Here is a 15,656-nt window from a genome sequence, read left to right as displayed (position 1 = left end):
TGATCCTTTGCGTTGCAGGAGAATGGGAACGGGGCGCCTATGGCAGGTTGCCCCCGCCTGTCCAGCGATGCGCGGACGTGGGACCCGCCGATCAATAGTCCCGCTGAACGCGGACGTTGACGCTCTGACGCCCGATGGTGCTGATCGAACCGAGCAGCGACAGCCAGCGGGTCAGCCGGAATTCGGCCCTGGTCGCGCTGTATCCCTGACCATCGGTGATGATTTCGACATAGGCGCGGCGGGTCAGGAACTTGCCGGCGGCGATCGAGGTTTCGGCGCCGGTCTGCGGATCGGCGGGCAGGATGCGCAGCCGGTCGAGGCCGATGGCCGAGCGCACCGCGTTGATCGGGTTCAGGCCCCCGCCGCCATCCCCCTGAAGCGCGGCGACGGCGGCGGCCAGCTGAAGCGCCTCGGGCGCGGACAGGTTGGTGATCGATGTGCCGAACAACAGGCGGGACAACAGTTCGTCCTGCGGCAGCGCGGGGGTCGAGGCAAAGCTGATTTCCGGCCGCAGCGCATTGCCGCGCACCAGGATCGAGGCGTTGAGATTGTCGGCATCCGCCTGTGCCACGATGTCGAGCGAGGGATTGGCGGGCGTGCGTCCGTCAAAGCGGATGACGCCGCGCTCCAGTTCGAAACTGCGGCCGGCAAATTCGTAATCGCCGCGGTCCAGCGTCGCCTCACCCGTAATGGCGGGGTCGGTCGGCTCCCCCCGGATGACCAGGTCCGCCCGCCAGATGCTGTCGAGGCCAAGGCCGGTGACGGCCAGGTTGTTGGTGCGGGCGCGGATATCCAGCCGCCATGGCTCGATGGGGGTCGTCTCCTCCTCCCGGCCGAAGGGCAGGTTGATTTCGCGCACATTGAGGCGCGGCAGGGGCGTTGCCGTCGCGGCGGCATTGCCCAGCTGATAGCGGGCGCTGTTCAGCCGCACATCGCCGCTGATCGTGCCGCCCGACCCGTCGGACCGGATGCGGATCGGCCCGGTGACCCGCGCACCCAGATTGTCGAGATTGATCAGTTCCGCATTCTGCGCCTCTGCATTCAGGTCGAACGCAAAGCCGCGGGCGGAGAAGGTGAAGCTGCCGGTGCCGCTGACCCGGCCATCGCCGCGCGTTTTTGCCTGAAACCGGTCGAGCAGCAGCTGCGATCCGGTGAAGCGGCCGGTGGATTGAATGTCGGTCAGCGCCGTGCCGGTCAGCCCGCTTTCGATGCGCGAGCCATTGGCCCGGAGCGAGCCGCGAATGTCGGGATCGTTCAGCGTGCCGCCGATATCCGCACCGATGGCGACGGGGCCGGTCAGGTCGAACAGTTCAAGCCCGGTCAGCCGCCAGAGCGTGTCGGCAGGGCCGCTATAGCGCAGCTGGGCGAACAGCGGGGCGGCGAACACCTGATCCATCAGGGGGCCGCGTCCCGACAGCGGCGACAGGCGCATCTGCGCGCGCCCGATCGTCTGCCCGCCACTGGCGATGACGGCGCGGGCAGCGGCGCGGCCGCCGTCCAGCACGCCCGTCACCCCCATGTCCACCGCGCGGGACGACAGCACCAGTCCGGACCGGGTCAGGCCGCGCACCCGGGCGTCGATCCGCCCGGTCGGCATCCCGTCGCCCCGATCGGTCAGGGCAAGCGTGCCCGACACCGTGCCGCCAAGGCCAAGGCCGGGATAGGCGATGTCCAGCAGCGACAGGGGCAGCGCCGATGCGGCGATATCGGCCCGAACGGCCCCGTCCTGGCTGGACGCGCCGATCGTCGTGCTGCCCCCGGCAAAGGTCAGGCGGCTGCGCGACAATACCCAGCCATCGGGCGTGAACCGAAGCTCTGCGGGCTGATCCAGCTTGATCGGGCGGCGGTCGACGGTCCCCTCCAGCCCGATGCGATAGACGCCATCGGCGATGTCGGTGACGGTGGAGATTTCAAACCCGCGCCCGCGTGCACCGGCGATGGTGGCGCGCACCTGCCCCTCGCCATTCACGAGCTTTGCCGTTCCCTGAAGCCGGGCGATCCGCAGGCTGCCGTTCGACACGCCAAAGGCGCGCACGTCGCCCTCAATACTGGGCGCGCCGGGATTGAGCACGACGGCGAATGTCGCGCGGCCGCGGCGGATGGCATAGGCATCGGCCAGCCGCGCCTCGCGCGCCTCGATCGTGCCGTCGATCCGCTGAACCCCGCCGGGAGCTGAGAAATTGGCGGTGCCGGTCAGTCCGCCGCCGGCCAGCGCCAGCGCGCCCTGAACCCCGCCGGAGACGATGGACAGCGTGCCGGATGCCCGGCCGCCGCTGACGTCGATGCGGTCGAACCGGATCTGCGCCGTGCCGCCGGGGGGCAGCAGGATCGCGCCATCGCTGGCAAAGCGGCCGGCGAGCGACTGGCCCGTCGCGGCGAAATCGAACCCCTGCGCCGTCGGATCGAGCGTGGCATCGACGCCGGCAAGCCCAAGGCCAAGGCCGGGCCGCGCCAGTTTCAGCTGAATCCGGGGCCGCTGGATCGGGCCATCCAGCACCAGCTGAACCGGGCCGTAATCGACGTGGCGGCCCGCCGCCTCGATATGGAACGTGCCGTCATTGCGGCGATAGCCATTGCCGGACAGGGTCAGGCCGGGCGAGGTCAGCCGGGCGCTGCGGAAATAGATGACGCCGTCATTGCCGCGTTCCAGCAGGGTTTCGACGCGCGGCAGCCCCTTGGCCAACGACAGCAGGAACGCGTTGTCGAACCGGCGGACCTGCGCCACGCCGCGCCCGACCACGCGCACGCCCCGGCCGCCCGGATCGGGAACGACGGACAGTCGCGACTGCACATCGACAATGCCAAGGCCGGGGATCAGCAGCCGGGTCAGACCGCCGTTCAGCATCACCTCGTACCGGCCGCTGGGGAAATCGACCAGCAGCCCGGCGCGTGCGTTCAGCTTGTCCGAACGGACGCGCAGGTCGCTGGCGGTCAGGGTGCGTCCGGTAATCTGAAGCGCGCCATCGACCGACAGGTTGCGCAGGATGCCGCCCGCCACATCGCCCACGCCCGTCACGCGCGCGGCGGACAGGCGGATCGGCACCGTCACCGGCGTGCGGGACAACCGGCCCTGCCCCGCGGCCAGCACCCGGTCGAACCCCGTATTGCCGAACGCCACCCGTTCCGCCGCCAGCCGGTAATCGAACCGGGCGGTATCGAAGGCGCCGTCCAGCACCAGGCGAAGTTCGACGGGCGTCCCCGTCATGGTGGGCAGCAGGGCCGCCGGCCGCGACAGCCGGACGACGGTGCGCAGGTTGCGAAAGGCGCTGGTGCGAAGGTCGACGCCGCCCTCGCTTTCCACCGACAGGGCATCGGAACGCAGGTTCAGCCGCCCCTCGATCCGGCGGGCGCGGAACGTGCCGGCGGCAACCATGGTCACGCGCGGGGCGAACAGCGCGCGGACCCGCGATCCGATCAGCGGCGCAGGATCCAGGGTGCCGTTCAGGCGGAAATTGCCGCTTTGATTGGCGATGGACAGTTGAACCAGCGGGACGTTTGCCGCCCGCACGGCTGCGCCCCCCTGCCACCGCTGCCAGCTGCCATCGCCGCGCACCGCCGCGCTGACCGGCCGGTTCAGGCCCGTCAGCCGGGCGAGGATGCCGTCGCCGCTGCCCAGCGCAACGCCATCCAGATCGAACCGGTCGCGATCCGGCTCTGCATCCAGCCGCAGGCGCAGCCGGTCGCTGCCCGCGACCAGCGCGGTCAGATCAACGAGCGCGCGGCCGTCGCGGATATCGGCGCGGCCGGCCAGCATCCCTTCGCGCACCCGCCCGGCAACGCGCCGCCCGATCAGCAGGCGGTCGGCCTGAAGCCGGGCGATGGCGATGTCGAACCCCGGCAAGATGGGACCCTGTCGGCCGGTCGGCGTCGGTTCGGGCAGTTTCAGCAGCACCGATTCCGGGATGACGAGCGACCGGATATCTAGCCGGTTGGCGATCCCCGCCAGCGGCCGCCAGTCGAGGTCGGCGCGGGGCGCATAGAATACCAGTCCCTTTGGATCGCGGATCGCCAGACCATAGATGCGGGCGCGGCCGAACAGCGACCCTTCGATCCGCTGCACCGAATAGGTGATGCCATTGGCCGGGCGCAGCATCCCGATCCGCTGGGCAACAACGCGATGCCCGCCCGGCGTGTCGATCCACAGGGCCAGTGCCGCGATCGCAACGAGAATAAGCGCGACCGCCGCCAGCACCCAGCGGCCCCAGCGCACGCCCTGCCGCTGCCCCGTCGACGCAGGTGCGGTGTCCGCCCCCTCGGTCAAAAGGCCTGCCCCAGCGAGACATAGACCGCGATGCGGCTGTCGCCCGGCTGCGGATTGAGCGGCGTGCCCACATCGATGCGGATCGGGCCGAAATTGGAATAATAGCGAAGGCCGACCCCGGCCCCGTACCGGAAATCGCTGATCCCCGGCGAGGTGTCGGTATAGATGTTGCCGCCGTCCAGAAAGGCGACGGCACCGAAATTGCCCCACACCTTTGCCCGCGCCTCCAGCGAGAATTCGGTGAGGCTGAGGCCGCCGATCGGATCGCCATTGGGATCGCGCGGCCCGATCGCCTGAAATCCGTATCCGCGCACCGATGCGCCGCCCCCGGCATAATAACGGCGCGATGGCGCAATGCCGTCACGCGGGGCGCCAAGGATCGATCCGATGCGGACGCGGGCGGCGGCGACCAGAGTGTCGTTCACCGGCTGATAATAGCTGGCGTCGAGCTGCAGCCGGGCATAGCCGAACACGCTGCCGGACAGTGATACTTCGGGGCTCAGCCGTCCGCCGAGACGAAAGCCGCGCGTCGGATTGAGCAGGTCATCCGATGCGTCATAGGTCAGGCTGGCCGGCAGCGCGCCGATGAAATAGGTGCGCCGGCGAAACTCGCCCGTGCCCACGATGGTATCGCGTTCATCGGTGGCGACCAGTTCGGTGCCGATCGACCAGGTCCAGGGTTTCTGAAAAAAGATGTTCGATTGCCGTTCCAGCGTGCTGAACAGCTGAAACCCCGTCGCCTGAAACGCCTCTCGCCGCAGCGACGTGGCGGCGATGCCGACGGTCAGCACGCGGTCGCGCTGACCGAAATTGTTGAACCGCAGTGTCGTTGCCGCCACCTGTTCCAGCGTGCCGAGCACACCGCGCAGCGTCAGCGCGCCTTCCGGCTTTACGAAATTGCGGTGCGTCCAGTTGCCCTCGATCCGGGCGCCTTCGCCGGTTCCATAGCCGATTTCCGCGCCGATGGTGCGGAACGGCGCTGGCTCCATGGCCAGCGACAGATCGACCGTGCCGGGCGCCTCCCCCTCCACCGGCGTCAGCTTGACCGAGGAGACAAGGCCCGTCTGAATGATCGCGCGCTCCAGATCATCGACATCGGCGGCATTGTACAGCTGGCCGGGGCGGAACCGGGCGATATCCTGGGCATGGTCGCCATCGAACACGCGGTCATTGGTGGTGATGATCCGCCCGAAGCGCCGCTCGCCGCCGGGCTGAACATCCAGGGTCAGCGTCGCCGTGCGGGTATCGTGATCGACGACCAGCGCCGGTTCCCCCACCTCGGCAAAGGGGAAACCCTGACTGCCGATCGTGGTGCGCAGCTTGTCCTCGGCCGCCACAACCTTGTCGGCATCGACCGGATCGCCGGGATTGAGGGTCAGTGCGCCGCGCAGTTCGTCGGCGCGCGGCCCGGCGGCGTCCAGGCCGGGCAAGGCGACCGTATCGATCGTGTATCGCGGCCCCGGCGTCACATCGAGCGTGACCAGGATGGTGTCCGCTTCGGCGCCGATCCGCGGCCGGACGCGGGCGTCGTAATAGCCGGCCGCGCGCATCAGTTCGTCGAGCAGTTCCACATCCTGCCGCGCGCGCCGTTCGATCTGCGCGGCGTTGGACGGTTCGTCGTCATGCGCCTCCAGCGCCGACCCTTCGCGAAAGCGCTGCAGGAACAGGGGGTCGGCAATGCCGTCCACCCCCTGCAACGCATAGCGATAGCGCCGTTCGGCCGCGCCCTCGACCACCACGGCATCGGGGTCGGTGGCATCCGCCTGTTCACCGGGTAGCGGCGTTGCGAGGTCCGGCCAGTCCACCCCGAAATCGGGCAGGTCGGCCATCGGCGAATCGGGGTCCAGTTCCGGTCCGGGGGCAGCGGGTACCGGCGGCGGCGGCGGTGCGGGCGGCGCAATGTCCTGCGCATGCGCGGTCGTTCCGCCCATCGCCAGCAGCAATGCAGCGGCGATTCCACCCGCCGAAAAGCGATCCACGCACGCCATCAAGGCGATCCATGCCGCAAGCAGCAGGCCCTCACAATGACTTGGCGGCGTTTTTCCGGTCAACTGTGGCGCATTTCCGCGCCCGCGCCCCAGCTATCAGTGGATGGTGCCCACCGCCACCGGATTGCCGAGCACCAGGATCAGCCGCTCGATCTGACGCCAGCGGCAGAAGTGCAGGTAATTGCCCACCGTCCGGCTGTGATCCGCCCGTTCCGCCGCTTCGAACCCCGCATCCTCGCCAAATTCGCGGATCAGGTCCTGAGCCATGGCAACTTCGCCGGGATCGGACAGGTAGAACAGGTCGTGCATGAGGCGCCTTGGCTGTTTTTTCGTTGGTCATGCCCCGTAATGCAAAACCCTGCGCGGCTGGTGCAGAGACAGGGTAAGCGGCGCATTCACCATTTGCGGGGGCAACGCCGTCAGAACAGGCGCGTCATCCACACCACCCGGCCGACCGGTTCGACCGCATCGGGGGCCAGATCGACGGGCGGCCAGGCGGGGTGTTCGCTGATCAGCCGGACCCCGGCCGGGGCAAGCGCGATCCGTTTGACCACCAGCGCGCCGTCCACCCGCGCCACCATCAACCGGGGCTGATGCGTGATGCGGCGATCGGCGCGGTTGACCAGAATCTCGTCGCCGGGCGCCAGCAACGGTTCCATCGATTCGCCCTGTACCCGCAGAAAGGCGAGCGTTGCCGCATCGAGGCGAAGGGCGCGCAACAGATCCGCAGGCACGCTGGTCATCGCCAGCATCGCCGCATCGTCCGCCAGCGCGCCCCGCCCCGCCGCCGCCGCCAGATCGAGCCGCGGCACCGCGACCGCAGCGGGGACGACCGGCCCGCCCAATGCCGATTCGGGCACGCTCAGATACCGGGCAAGCCGCCCCCGCTCCGCCTCTGGCAAACGGCGGGGCGAACCGCGCCGCAGATATTGCTGAAGATAGGCGTCGTTGCGCCCGATCAACCGCGACAGGGCGGTCAGGCTTTCGCCGCTGGCATCGATCAACCGGGCCAGCGCGGTGCGTTGCGCATCGTCATCCATTGTTCCGTCATAGGCCAAGGATTTTTCCTAGACAAGTTGGATTTGAAAGAACATTTCAGGAACATATTGGAGCGACTCACGGGGGTCAATGCGATGGAGATGTTGTGGAAAATCGAACGGTTCCTGCGCGATCAGCAGATGCCGCCGACCAAGTTCGGGCGGCTGGTGGCGCGCGATCCCCGGCTGGTGCTGGACATGCGGAACGGCCGCGAACCCCGGCCCGAAATGGTCGGGCGGATCGAGGCGTTCATCGGCAACAATCGGCAGGATGGCGGCCGGAACGGAGCGGCGGCGTGATGCGCGGGCCGGACGCGGCAACCGCGCTGGGCCGGGCGATGACGGCCAGTGCAGAGCGGGCGGGCATCGCGATCACCATCGCATCCCGCTCCAGTCGCGCCTGGGCAAGCGCGACGTTCGAGGGGTCGCGCGTGGGCTATCGCATCGAGGCGGGCGATGATGATCGCCTGTCCCGATGGCTGGCGGCGCTGCCCGATGCGGAATGGCAGTTGCCGGGGCATCTGGTCGCCGACCTGGCGGTTACGGGCCGGACGGCTGCGGCCGGGCGGGCGGCGGTGGAGATCGAGGCGCTGACCCTGATCGAGGGTTAAGGATGCCGCCGGTCAGCGCGCCGCCATCTGGCGCAGCTGCATCAGCGTATCGTCGAACACGCGAACGGGCGGTGCCGAACGGCGGGCCACGCCGCTTTCCAGCCGGGCCAGCAGGCCCTGGATCGTCGCGTCGGTGGCGGGCGCTACGATGGCCTCTTCCGGCACTGGCCGGGGCTGGCGCGCGGCGGGCGGCGGGGTGAGTTCGAACGTTTCGATCCGCTCATGCGCAGCAAAGCGCGGCTTGGGCAGCGGCAGCGGCAGCGGCTCGGCCGGGATGGCATCGGGGTCGAACGCAGCCAGCGGCAGATCAAGGTTGATCGGCAGCGGCCGTTCGACCGGCTCGGCCACAACAGGCGCGATGGGCAGGCCGGATGCGGCAGGCGCGATGCGCACGCGTTCCTGCCACAGCGGATCGCCCAGTTCGCGGGATGCGTGAACGGGCGGGCGCGGCGCGGCATCGGGATGCGCGTCCGAGGGGCGGATTTCCAGCTTTGCCGCGCGGCGCAGCCGGCGGGCGGGGCGGCGCGGCCAGTGGCGCACGGCCAGCGTGGCGACTACCCAGCCCGCGCCGCCGACGATCACAGCGCCGAAGAACGCAATGGCTGCACGCGCAGTCATGCCCAGCGGCGGCGCTGCGGCAGGCAGGATCGCAGGCAGGCCCGAATCGATCACGATCGATTCGAGTCGCCAGTCGGGCACCGCCATCACCAGCGCCAGCACGGTCACGACCAGTGCCGCGGCGACAAGTCCGGCAATGCCGGGCGCAGAAATCAAGCGTTTACGGGAGAGATACGCGACCATTTTCCATCCGTCCGATTGCGATCGACCAGCCTTTGGTAAACGGGACGATAGCCAGAAACATTTGACGACCAGTTACGTTCGGCATCGACGAATGCACGGGCGCGGGTGCGGCGGGCGTCCCAGCCGGACCGGTCGGCCAGCAATCCGGCGAGCGCGGCGGCCATGCCCGCGGGATCGTCCGCCGGGAACAATGTGCCGGTGTCCCCGTCGCGGATCAGTTCGCGGTGCCCGCCCACATCCGATGCAGCGACCAGCCGGCCCTGGGCCATGGCCTCAAGCGGCTTGAGCGGCGTTACCAGTTCGGTGACCCGCATCCGCTTGCGCGGATAACAAAGGATGTCGGTCAGGCTGTAATAGCGTTCGACCTCGTCATGCGGCACGCGCCCGACAAATCGGATTGCGTGCGCTGCCGACGAAGCGGCCGCCCGGGCGCGCAGGGCATCGGCGACGGGACCGCCGCCGACCAGCAACAGCCGCGCGCGCGGCCGCCGGGCGACCAGATGCGGCATGGCGTCGATCAGGTGATCCAGCCCCTCATAATCATAGAAACTGCCGATATAGCCGACGACCTCATCCGCGCTTTCCAGGCCGAGCGTGGCGGCCAGCGCGTCGTCGCGCGGGGAAGGTTCGCCGAACAAGTCCAGATCGACGCCATTGGGCGACACCATGATCTTGTCCGGCGCAATGCCGCGCGCAATCAGGTCGCCCCGCAACCCTTCGCAAATCACGGCCACGGCATCGGCGCGCCGCACCTCGCGCGTTTCCAGCCGGCGGGTCAGGCGATAGCGCAAGCTGCCCTCCCGTCCCGTGCCGTTGCCCACGGCCGCATCCTCCCAAAAGGCGCGGATTTCGTACAACAGCGGCAGGCCGAGCCGGCGGGCGGCCATCCGGGCGGCAACGGCGTTCAGCACGGGCGAGTGCGCGTGCAGGATATCCGGCCGGAAATCCCGCGCCACGGATTCGATGTGACGGGCAAAGCCGGTGATTTCGCGCCATTCCCCGATCGGGCTGGGCGCGGGCGATACCGCTGGTGAGCGATAAAAGCGCAGGCCATCGACCAGCGCCAGCATCGGCGCGGCGGGGGCATCGGGCTGTCGCGGTCCGCTGATCCCCGCAACCGTCCAGCCGAGCCGTTCCTGCGCCTTAAGGATAGCGCGGGTGCGGAACGTATATCCGCTGTGAACGGGCAGACTGTGGTCGAGGACGTGCAGGATGCGCATGCCGTCCCCTTGCCACGACAGTGTTTAACGCCGCGTCAACCGGCAGCGGCTATTGCAGGGATGTTCGCCCGGCCCGTTGGTGTCGGGCGACGCCCAGGGAAAGCAGGCCGGCCGCGCATGATCGACAATTTCTCGCTTGGCCTGACCCATGGCCTGATGCTGCTGGCGGCATGGCTGTTGCTGCGCCGGCCGGACCTGGACGACGAGCGCGCGGGAACAGGCGAGCGGACCCGGCGGTGGCTGGGCCGGCGCGGCGGCGGGGACCGGCCCGGTGCGTGACCTTGTCTTTGTCGTGTTCCTGGCCGCATTGTTCGGCGCGGGTGCGCGGCGGCCGTTCCTGTTCATCCTGACCTATGTCTATATCGACATCGTGTCGCCGCAGCGGCTGACCTATCTGCTGCTCAATTCGGTGCCGATTTCGATGATCGCGGTGGCGGCGGCGGTCGGCGGCTGGCTGATGTTCGATGACAAGCGCGACGTCCGGTTTGCGCCGCGCCAGTTTCTGATCCTGATGCTGCTGGCCTATTGCGGATACACGACGAAATATGCCGATTTCCCGGTCGAGGCGCTGGATAAATGGGAATGGGCGTGGAAGTCGCTGGCCTTTGCCGCTTTCCTGCCGCTGACGCTGCGCACGCGCCTCAGGATCGAGGCGCTGCTGCTGTTCATGATCCTGTCGGCCGCATCGATCATCATCGTGGGCGGGATCAAGACGTTGGGTTCCGGCGGCGGCTATGGCCAGCTGGACCTGATGGTCAGCAACAATAGCGGCCTTTACGAAGGATCGACGATCTCGGCCGTTGCCATTACCATCATCCCGCTGATCCTGTGGTTCAGCAAACATGGCACGATTTTCCGCCCCGACTGGCGCGTCAAGCTGTTCTGTTATGCCCTGTGCTTTTCCTGCCTGCTGATCCCCATCGGCACGTCGGCGCGAACCGGACTGCTGTGCATCGGGTTGCTGGCCGTGCTGATGCTGCGCGATGCGAAGCGGCGGCTGATATATATCGGCCTGGCCGCGGTGCTTGGCCTGGCAGCGATACCGTTCCTGCCCAGCGCGTACACGCAGCGGATGGAGACCATCAAGGAATACAAGGGCGATCAATCCGCCAGCACGCGGCTGGCCGTGTGGAAATGGACGCTGGATTATGTCAGCGACAATCCCATGGGCGGCGGGTTCGAGGCGTACCGCCAGAACCGGCTGACGTTCGACACCGTGACGGTGGCCGAACAGGGCGCCAACGCCACGGTCGAGCGGCGCGCGGTGCAGGATGCGGGCCGCGCCTATCACAGTTCCTATTTCGAGATGCTGGGCGAACAGGGCTATTTCGGGCTGGCGCTGTGGCTGGTGATCCAGCTTGCCGGGCTGTTGCGGATGGAGGTGATCCGCCGCCGCTATGCCAGGGCGGGCGAGGATCAGGCATGGATCAGCCCGCTAGCTACCGCGCTTCAGCATGGCCACATGATCTATCTGCTGGGCGCAGCATTCGTCGGCATCGCCTATCAGCCGTTCGTCTACATGCTGATCGGCGCGCAGATCGGCCTGGACACCTATCTGGCGCGCAAGCGGGCGGAGCTTGGCTGGCGGCCGATGCGCCGGGCGCAGGCCACCGGAGCGGCCATCCCCGCGGCATGAACTGCCGCCCCGACGGGCGTGGCATGAGCGGTTTCAGGGCCGGGTCGCATCCGACCCGCACCCATGCCCGGCCTGTCGAGGGACGCAGCAGCCCCTGTCGACACGCGGTCAGTCCGCGTCGGCCATCTGGTCGGCCAATGCCTGAATCAGCGCCTTGTTGAACGCGGGAATGTCATCCGGCTTGCGGCTGGTGATCAGGTTTTCGTCCACCACCACTTCGCGGTCCACGACATTGGCGCCTGCATTGGCCAGATCGGTGCGAACCGACGGCCAGCTGGTGACGGTACGACCATCGACCACATCCGCCTCGACCAGCAGCCAGGGGGCGTGGCAGATCGCGGCCACCGTCTTGCCATCGTCGCAAAACGCGCCGACGATTTCGACCGCACGGTCGTTGATGCGCAGCGCATCGGGATTGGCCAGGCCGCCGGGCAGCAGCAGCGCGTCGTAATCGCCCTCTTCGACCTCATCCAGGGTCAGGTCAGGGGTAATTTCCCGATCGCCCGGCTGGTCGTGGATGACACCGCGAATGGCATCGCGTTTCAGGGAAGCCAGAATCACCTGTGCGCCTGCATCGATCAGCGCCTGACGCGGATCGAACAGTTCCGACTGCTCAAACCCGTCCGTCGCCAGCATCAGTACCTTTACGCCGTCAAGTTCCGCCATGGTCCGTCTCCTTGTCATGCACCTGTCCCGCAAACCGATGGCGGCGGGTCCTGTTCCCGGAACGATGCGACAAATTGCGCATTGATGCGGCGAACCGAGGATGCCGATGACAGACACGTGCCTGCGCTATAGCGATGACAGCGAACCGGGCATCACGCGGGAACGGCGCGGCGACGGGCCGTGGCGGTATCGGATGCCGGACGGGCGGCTGATCCGCGACAAGGCGACGATTGCCCGGCTAAACGCCATCGCCCTGCCCCCCGCCTATCGCGACGCATGGTTCTGCGCCCAGGATGACGGCCATATCCTGGCGACGGGCATCGATGAGCGCGGTCGCAAGCAATATCGGTATCACCCCGATTTCCGCGCGGAGCGGGAAGCCGCAAAGTTCGGCGCATGCGCCCGGTTTGGAGCAGCGCTGCCAAAGCTGCGCGCACAGGTGGCCCGCGACCTCGCAAAGCGCACCCTGTGCCGTGAGCGTGCCATTGCGGCGGTCGTCCGCCTGCTCGACCTGGGCCGGGTGCGCGTGGGGAACGAGGATTATGCCAGAACCAACAAGAGTTTCGGCGCGACCACCCTTCGCCGCCGGCACGCCCGGCTGACCGGCAACCGGCTAAGGCTGGCCTATACCGCCAAATCCGGGCGTCGGCGCGTGCTGACCATCACCGACGGGTCGCTGACCCGGTTCGTCCGGCGGTGTCAGGACCTGCCGGGCCAGCATCTGTTCGCATGGGTCGACGATGCCGGCGAGGCGCATCCCGTAACCTCGTCCCACGTCAATGAATATATCCGCGCGGCGATGGGCGATGGCTTTACCGCCAAGCATTTCCGCACCTGGGGCGCCAGCGTCATCGCCTATGAACTGCTGGTCGCCAGTGACGAGCCGCCGACGCTGAAGGCGATGCTGGAACCGGTCGTGGCGGCGCTGGGCAACACACCGGCGATTGCGCGCAAATCCTATGTCCACCCCTTGCTGATCGACCGGTGCAGGGGCGGCGCGGGGCTGAACGGCCCGCGAATGACCCTGCCGCGCGCCACCCGCCACCTTTCCCGGGCCGAGCGCGGCCTGATCGCGTTTCTTGACGCGTGCGACGGGGCATGTCAGCCGACCGCAAAGGCTGCGTGAACGGGAATGTGTGAATGAGCAACGCCATCGTCGAAACCGAATTGTCGGCCGATGCCGTGCAGCAGAATGCCCAGGCGCTGGTCGATTCCAGCGTGCTGTGGCTGACGACCTATTGGTTGCAGGCGCTGATCGGGCTGGGTGTCGCCGCCCTGATCTTCACCGTGCTGCACATTGCCCGTCGATGGGGGATGCGCCTGTGCGAACGCACGCCAGGGCCAATGGGATGGGGCACGATCCTGGGCCGGGCGATCAGCAAAACCGGGCATCTGTTCATCATCATGGTGTCGGCCGAACTGGTCGTCGAATATGCCCATGCCCCCCAGCCGGTGATTGCGACCGTCCGGTTCCTGTTCACCATCGCCGCGGTATTTCAGGCCGCGATCTGGGCGCGCGAGATCATTCTGGGCGTGGTCGAAAAACGGACGGAGGGCGATCATTCCAGCGAGACGCTGGGCACCGCCATCGGCATTATCCGGCTGCTCGTCACCGTCGCCCTGTTCGCCATCGCGCTGATCGTCGTCCTGGACAATCTGGGGGTCAATGTCACCGGTCTGGTCGCGGGGCTTGGCGTGGGCGGCATTGCCATCGGCCTAGCCGCGCAGGGCATTTTTGCCGACCTGTTCGCCGCCCTATCCATCATCTTTGACAAGCCGTTCCGGCGCGGCGATGCCGTGACCTTTGACACGACAAGCGGCACGATCGAGGCGATCGGCCTGAAATCCACCCGCATCCGCGCGCTGACCGGCGAAGAGCTGATCATCAGCAACAAGAACCTTCTGGAAAAGCAGATCGGCAACAACACGCAGCGGACCTATCGACGCCAGAAATGGATGCTGGGGGTGATCTATCAGACGCCCGCCGACCGCTGCGCCCGGATCCCTGAAATCCTGCAGGAAACGATCGAGGAAGCCGGCGCCCTGTTCGTGCGCGCCGGCTTTGTCGGGTTCGGCGCGTCCAGCCTGGATTTCGAGGTCGAATTCGACACGCCGGGACCGGATTATCAGAGCTTTTACGACAAACGGTCGTCGGTCGGCCTGGCCATCCTGTCCCGCTTTACCGCAGAGGGCATCGAGTTCGCCTATCCCACTCAGACGACGTTCACCGCCGATCCGGCCGGCCGGATGATCATGCCCTATGCCGAACCTTACCCCCGTCGGAGCATCCAGGACGGGCCGGAAGCAGGTTAGCGCTATCTTAATCGCCCTGCCGTGATACGATGCTGACAACGCACGACAATCATAGGCGGGGGACGGGGGATGGATGGATCGGGGGGCGCGCCGCGCCTTGCCGTCTCGGTTGGCGAAACGCAGATCAGGCTTGCCTGGATCAACGCAGCCGGCCGTCCGGAACAAGAGGCAAGCTGGGCGATGGCGGACCTGCCCACGCTGACGGACGCGTTGATGCGATATGAACGCGAAACCGGCCGTCCGTTGACCGGTGCCTCTGCCGCCATTGCCATTATCGGTGCGACCCATGGCGACACGATCGCCATCGCCAGAGGCCGATGGATGATTACCCGGTCCGGCCTGCAATCCATCTTCCGCTCTGATCCTCAGATCATCAACGATGTTGCGGTCCACGCCTGGGCAGCCATTGGCGGACATGGCGTCCGTTTCGAAGCCTTGTCGCGCAACAGCGGGGATCCGGTCATGACGCAACAGGGCCGCTGGCTGGTTGCGCATATCGATTTCGGGGTCGGGCTGGCCGTCATCGATGTGGACCGCACGGGCACGGTGCGGATGCTGGAAACCGAAATGGGCCATTGCGGCTTTCCGCCGGAAAGCGAAGAGGATGATGTGCTCGCCCGGTCGCTTCGCGCGCGGTCCCGCCGTTCGGCGACGTGGGAAAATGTGCTTGCCCTGTCGCACGACGATGCCGCCTGGAACGTCCCTGGCCTGCCGGCAGGCCGGGCCGAGCGGCTGACGATCCTGGCCCGCGCGATGGGGCGGTTTGCCCGCGATGCCGTGCTGGCCCATGGGGCATGGAGCGGCATCCTGTTGATGGGCAGGAAGGTCGGGGAGATGACCGGCGCCGGGCTGACCGATGCGATGAATGCCGGGTTCGAGGCGACGCCGAAATTTCAGCGTCTGATCAACCTGACGCCGCGCTGGCGGCTATCGGGCCATGACCTGGCGATGGAGGGGCTTGCCTATTCCCTGATCCACCGCGTGCCGATCGGCGAGGATGTGGGCGATGCCCGGCCGCCGGGCTTGCCCGCAGCAACACTGGACAACCCGCCAGCGGCGGCTCCTCCGGCAGCAGCGCCGCCAAGCCCCGCTGCCGGATTCATGCCGATGCGCTGAAGGGTCG

The 15,656-nt window shown here is 67.6% G+C and carries 14 protein-coding genes; 7 read left to right on the top strand and 7 right to left on the bottom strand.

What is annotated here, in order from left to right; genetic code table 11:
* Nucleotides 1-91: 91 nt before the first annotated feature.
* From NYR55_RS14470 to NYR55_RS14455, 4 genes are all read right to left on the bottom strand, one after another.
* Nucleotides 92-4,261 carry a translocation/assembly module TamB gene (locus NYR55_RS14470; protein ID WP_260022262.1) on the bottom strand — a complete coding sequence of 1,390 codons (4,170 nt, stop codon included), beginning with the start codon at nt 4,259-4,261 and terminating at the stop codon, nt 92-94.
* On the bottom strand, nt 4,258-6,249 hold the full coding sequence (locus NYR55_RS14465) for an autotransporter assembly complex family protein (RefSeq protein ID WP_260022261.1): 1,992 nt from the start codon (nt 6,247-6,249) through the stop codon (nt 4,258-4,260). Before NYR55_RS14465 ends, NYR55_RS14470 begins: the two co-directional genes overlap by 4 nt.
* A 96-nt stretch (nt 6,250-6,345) precedes the next feature.
* Nucleotides 6,346-6,558: a hypothetical protein gene (locus tag NYR55_RS14460; protein ID WP_260022260.1), complete on the bottom strand. Its 213-nt coding sequence runs from the start codon at nt 6,556-6,558 to the stop codon at nt 6,346-6,348.
* A 110-nt stretch (nt 6,559-6,668) separates the two neighbouring features.
* Nucleotides 6,669-7,289 (bottom strand): S24 family peptidase, encoded by a 621-nt coding sequence (locus NYR55_RS14455; protein ID WP_260022259.1) that lies wholly within the window; start codon nt 7,287-7,289, stop codon nt 6,669-6,671.
* 93 nt (nt 7,290-7,382) lie between these two features.
* Between NYR55_RS14455 and NYR55_RS14450 the strand changes: the two genes are divergently transcribed.
* Both NYR55_RS14450 and NYR55_RS14445 read left to right on the top strand, forming a co-directional pair.
* Complete coding sequence (locus tag NYR55_RS14450; RefSeq protein WP_260022401.1) at nt 7,383-7,586, top strand: hypothetical protein; 204 nt, start codon at nt 7,383-7,385, stop codon at nt 7,584-7,586.
* Nucleotides 7,586-7,897: a hypothetical protein gene (locus tag NYR55_RS14445; RefSeq protein WP_260022400.1), complete on the top strand. Its 312-nt coding sequence runs from the start codon at nt 7,586-7,588 to the stop codon at nt 7,895-7,897. Before NYR55_RS14450 ends, NYR55_RS14445 begins: the two co-directional genes overlap by 1 nt.
* Nucleotides 7,898-7,909: 12 nt before the next feature.
* On the opposite strand, the gene NYR55_RS14440 is transcribed toward NYR55_RS14445, so the two are convergent.
* Together NYR55_RS14440 and NYR55_RS14435 are read right to left on the bottom strand one after the other, a co-directional pair.
* On the bottom strand, nt 7,910-8,671 hold the full coding sequence (locus NYR55_RS14440; protein ID WP_260022258.1) for a hypothetical protein: 762 nt from the start codon (nt 8,669-8,671) through the stop codon (nt 7,910-7,912).
* A complete protein-coding gene (locus NYR55_RS14435; RefSeq protein ID WP_260022257.1) occupies nt 8,668-9,918 on the bottom strand; it encodes a TIGR04063 family PEP-CTERM/XrtA system glycosyltransferase in 1,251 nt (416 codons plus the stop codon). The genes NYR55_RS14440 and NYR55_RS14435 overlap by 4 nt, the downstream gene beginning before the upstream one ends.
* Nucleotides 9,919-10,035: 117 nt before the next feature.
* Here NYR55_RS14435 and NYR55_RS14430 point away from each other — a divergent pair, with 117 nt between their 5' ends.
* Nucleotides 10,036-10,197, top strand: coding sequence for a hypothetical protein (locus NYR55_RS14430; RefSeq protein WP_260022256.1), 162 nt, complete (start codon nt 10,036-10,038; stop codon nt 10,195-10,197).
* Complete coding sequence (locus tag NYR55_RS14425; protein ID WP_260022255.1) at nt 10,190-11,554, top strand: putative O-glycosylation ligase, exosortase A system-associated; 1,365 nt, start codon at nt 10,190-10,192, stop codon at nt 11,552-11,554. Before NYR55_RS14430 ends, NYR55_RS14425 begins: the two co-directional genes overlap by 8 nt.
* A 108-nt stretch (nt 11,555-11,662) precedes the next feature.
* On the opposite strand, the gene NYR55_RS14420 is transcribed toward NYR55_RS14425, so the two are convergent.
* Entirely contained in the window at nt 11,663-12,220 is a 558-nt protein-coding gene (locus NYR55_RS14420; protein ID WP_260022254.1) for a type 1 glutamine amidotransferase domain-containing protein, read from the bottom strand.
* A 106-nt stretch (nt 12,221-12,326) separates the two neighbouring features.
* Between NYR55_RS14420 and NYR55_RS14415 the strand changes: the two genes are divergently transcribed.
* The 3 genes from NYR55_RS14415 (at nt 12,327) to NYR55_RS14405 (ending at nt 15,649) form a co-directional block, all read left to right on the top strand.
* Nucleotides 12,327-13,346, top strand: a complete 1,020-nt coding sequence (locus NYR55_RS14415; RefSeq protein ID WP_260022253.1) for a DNA topoisomerase IB — start codon at nt 12,327-12,329, stop codon at nt 13,344-13,346.
* Between the two features lie 14 nt (nt 13,347-13,360).
* Nucleotides 13,361-14,533: a mechanosensitive ion channel family protein gene (locus NYR55_RS14410; RefSeq protein ID WP_260022252.1), complete on the top strand. Its 1,173-nt coding sequence runs from the start codon at nt 13,361-13,363 to the stop codon at nt 14,531-14,533.
* A gap of 69 nt (nt 14,534-14,602) precedes the next feature.
* The gene (locus tag NYR55_RS14405; RefSeq protein WP_260022251.1) at nt 14,603-15,649 is read left to right on the top strand and encodes a glucokinase; all 1,047 of its coding nucleotides are present in this window, start codon (nt 14,603-14,605) and stop codon (nt 15,647-15,649) included.
* Nucleotides 15,650-15,656: the final 7 nt, after the last annotated feature.

Origin of the sequence: Sphingomonas sp. BGYR3 (assembly GCF_025153455.1) — a bacterium.
Taxonomy (GTDB): Bacteria; Pseudomonadota; Alphaproteobacteria; order Sphingomonadales; family Sphingomonadaceae; genus Sphingomonas.
Note: the sequence above shows the minus strand (reverse complement) of the source record. Positions and strands in the feature narration are given on the sequence as shown.

Coding starts and splice junctions, on each gene's coding strand:
- NYR55_RS14465 (WP_260022261.1), bottom strand. CDS start 6,249: ATGGCGTGCGTGGATCGCTTTTCGGCGGGTGGAATCGCCGCTGCATTG.
- NYR55_RS14460 (WP_260022260.1), bottom strand. CDS start 6,558: ATGCACGACCTGTTCTACCTGTCCGATCCCGGCGAAGTTGCCATGGCT.
- NYR55_RS14455 (WP_260022259.1), bottom strand. CDS start 7,289: ATGGATGACGATGCGCAACGCACCGCGCTGGCCCGGTTGATCGATGCC.
- NYR55_RS14450 (WP_260022401.1), top strand. CDS start 7,383: ATGGAGATGTTGTGGAAAATCGAACGGTTCCTGCGCGATCAGCAGATG.
- NYR55_RS14445 (WP_260022400.1), top strand. CDS start 7,586: ATGCGCGGGCCGGACGCGGCAACCGCGCTGGGCCGGGCGATGACGGCC.
- NYR55_RS14435 (WP_260022257.1), bottom strand. CDS start 9,918: ATGCGCATCCTGCACGTCCTCGACCACAGTCTGCCCGTTCACAGCGGA.
- NYR55_RS14430 (WP_260022256.1), top strand. CDS start 10,036: ATGATCGACAATTTCTCGCTTGGCCTGACCCATGGCCTGATGCTGCTG.
- NYR55_RS14420 (WP_260022254.1), bottom strand. CDS start 12,220: ATGGCGGAACTTGACGGCGTAAAGGTACTGATGCTGGCGACGGACGGG.
- NYR55_RS14415 (WP_260022253.1), top strand. CDS start 12,327: ATGACAGACACGTGCCTGCGCTATAGCGATGACAGCGAACCGGGCATC.
- NYR55_RS14410 (WP_260022252.1), top strand. CDS start 13,361: ATGAGCAACGCCATCGTCGAAACCGAATTGTCGGCCGATGCCGTGCAG.
- NYR55_RS14405 (WP_260022251.1), top strand. CDS start 14,603: ATGGATGGATCGGGGGGCGCGCCGCGCCTTGCCGTCTCGGTTGGCGAA.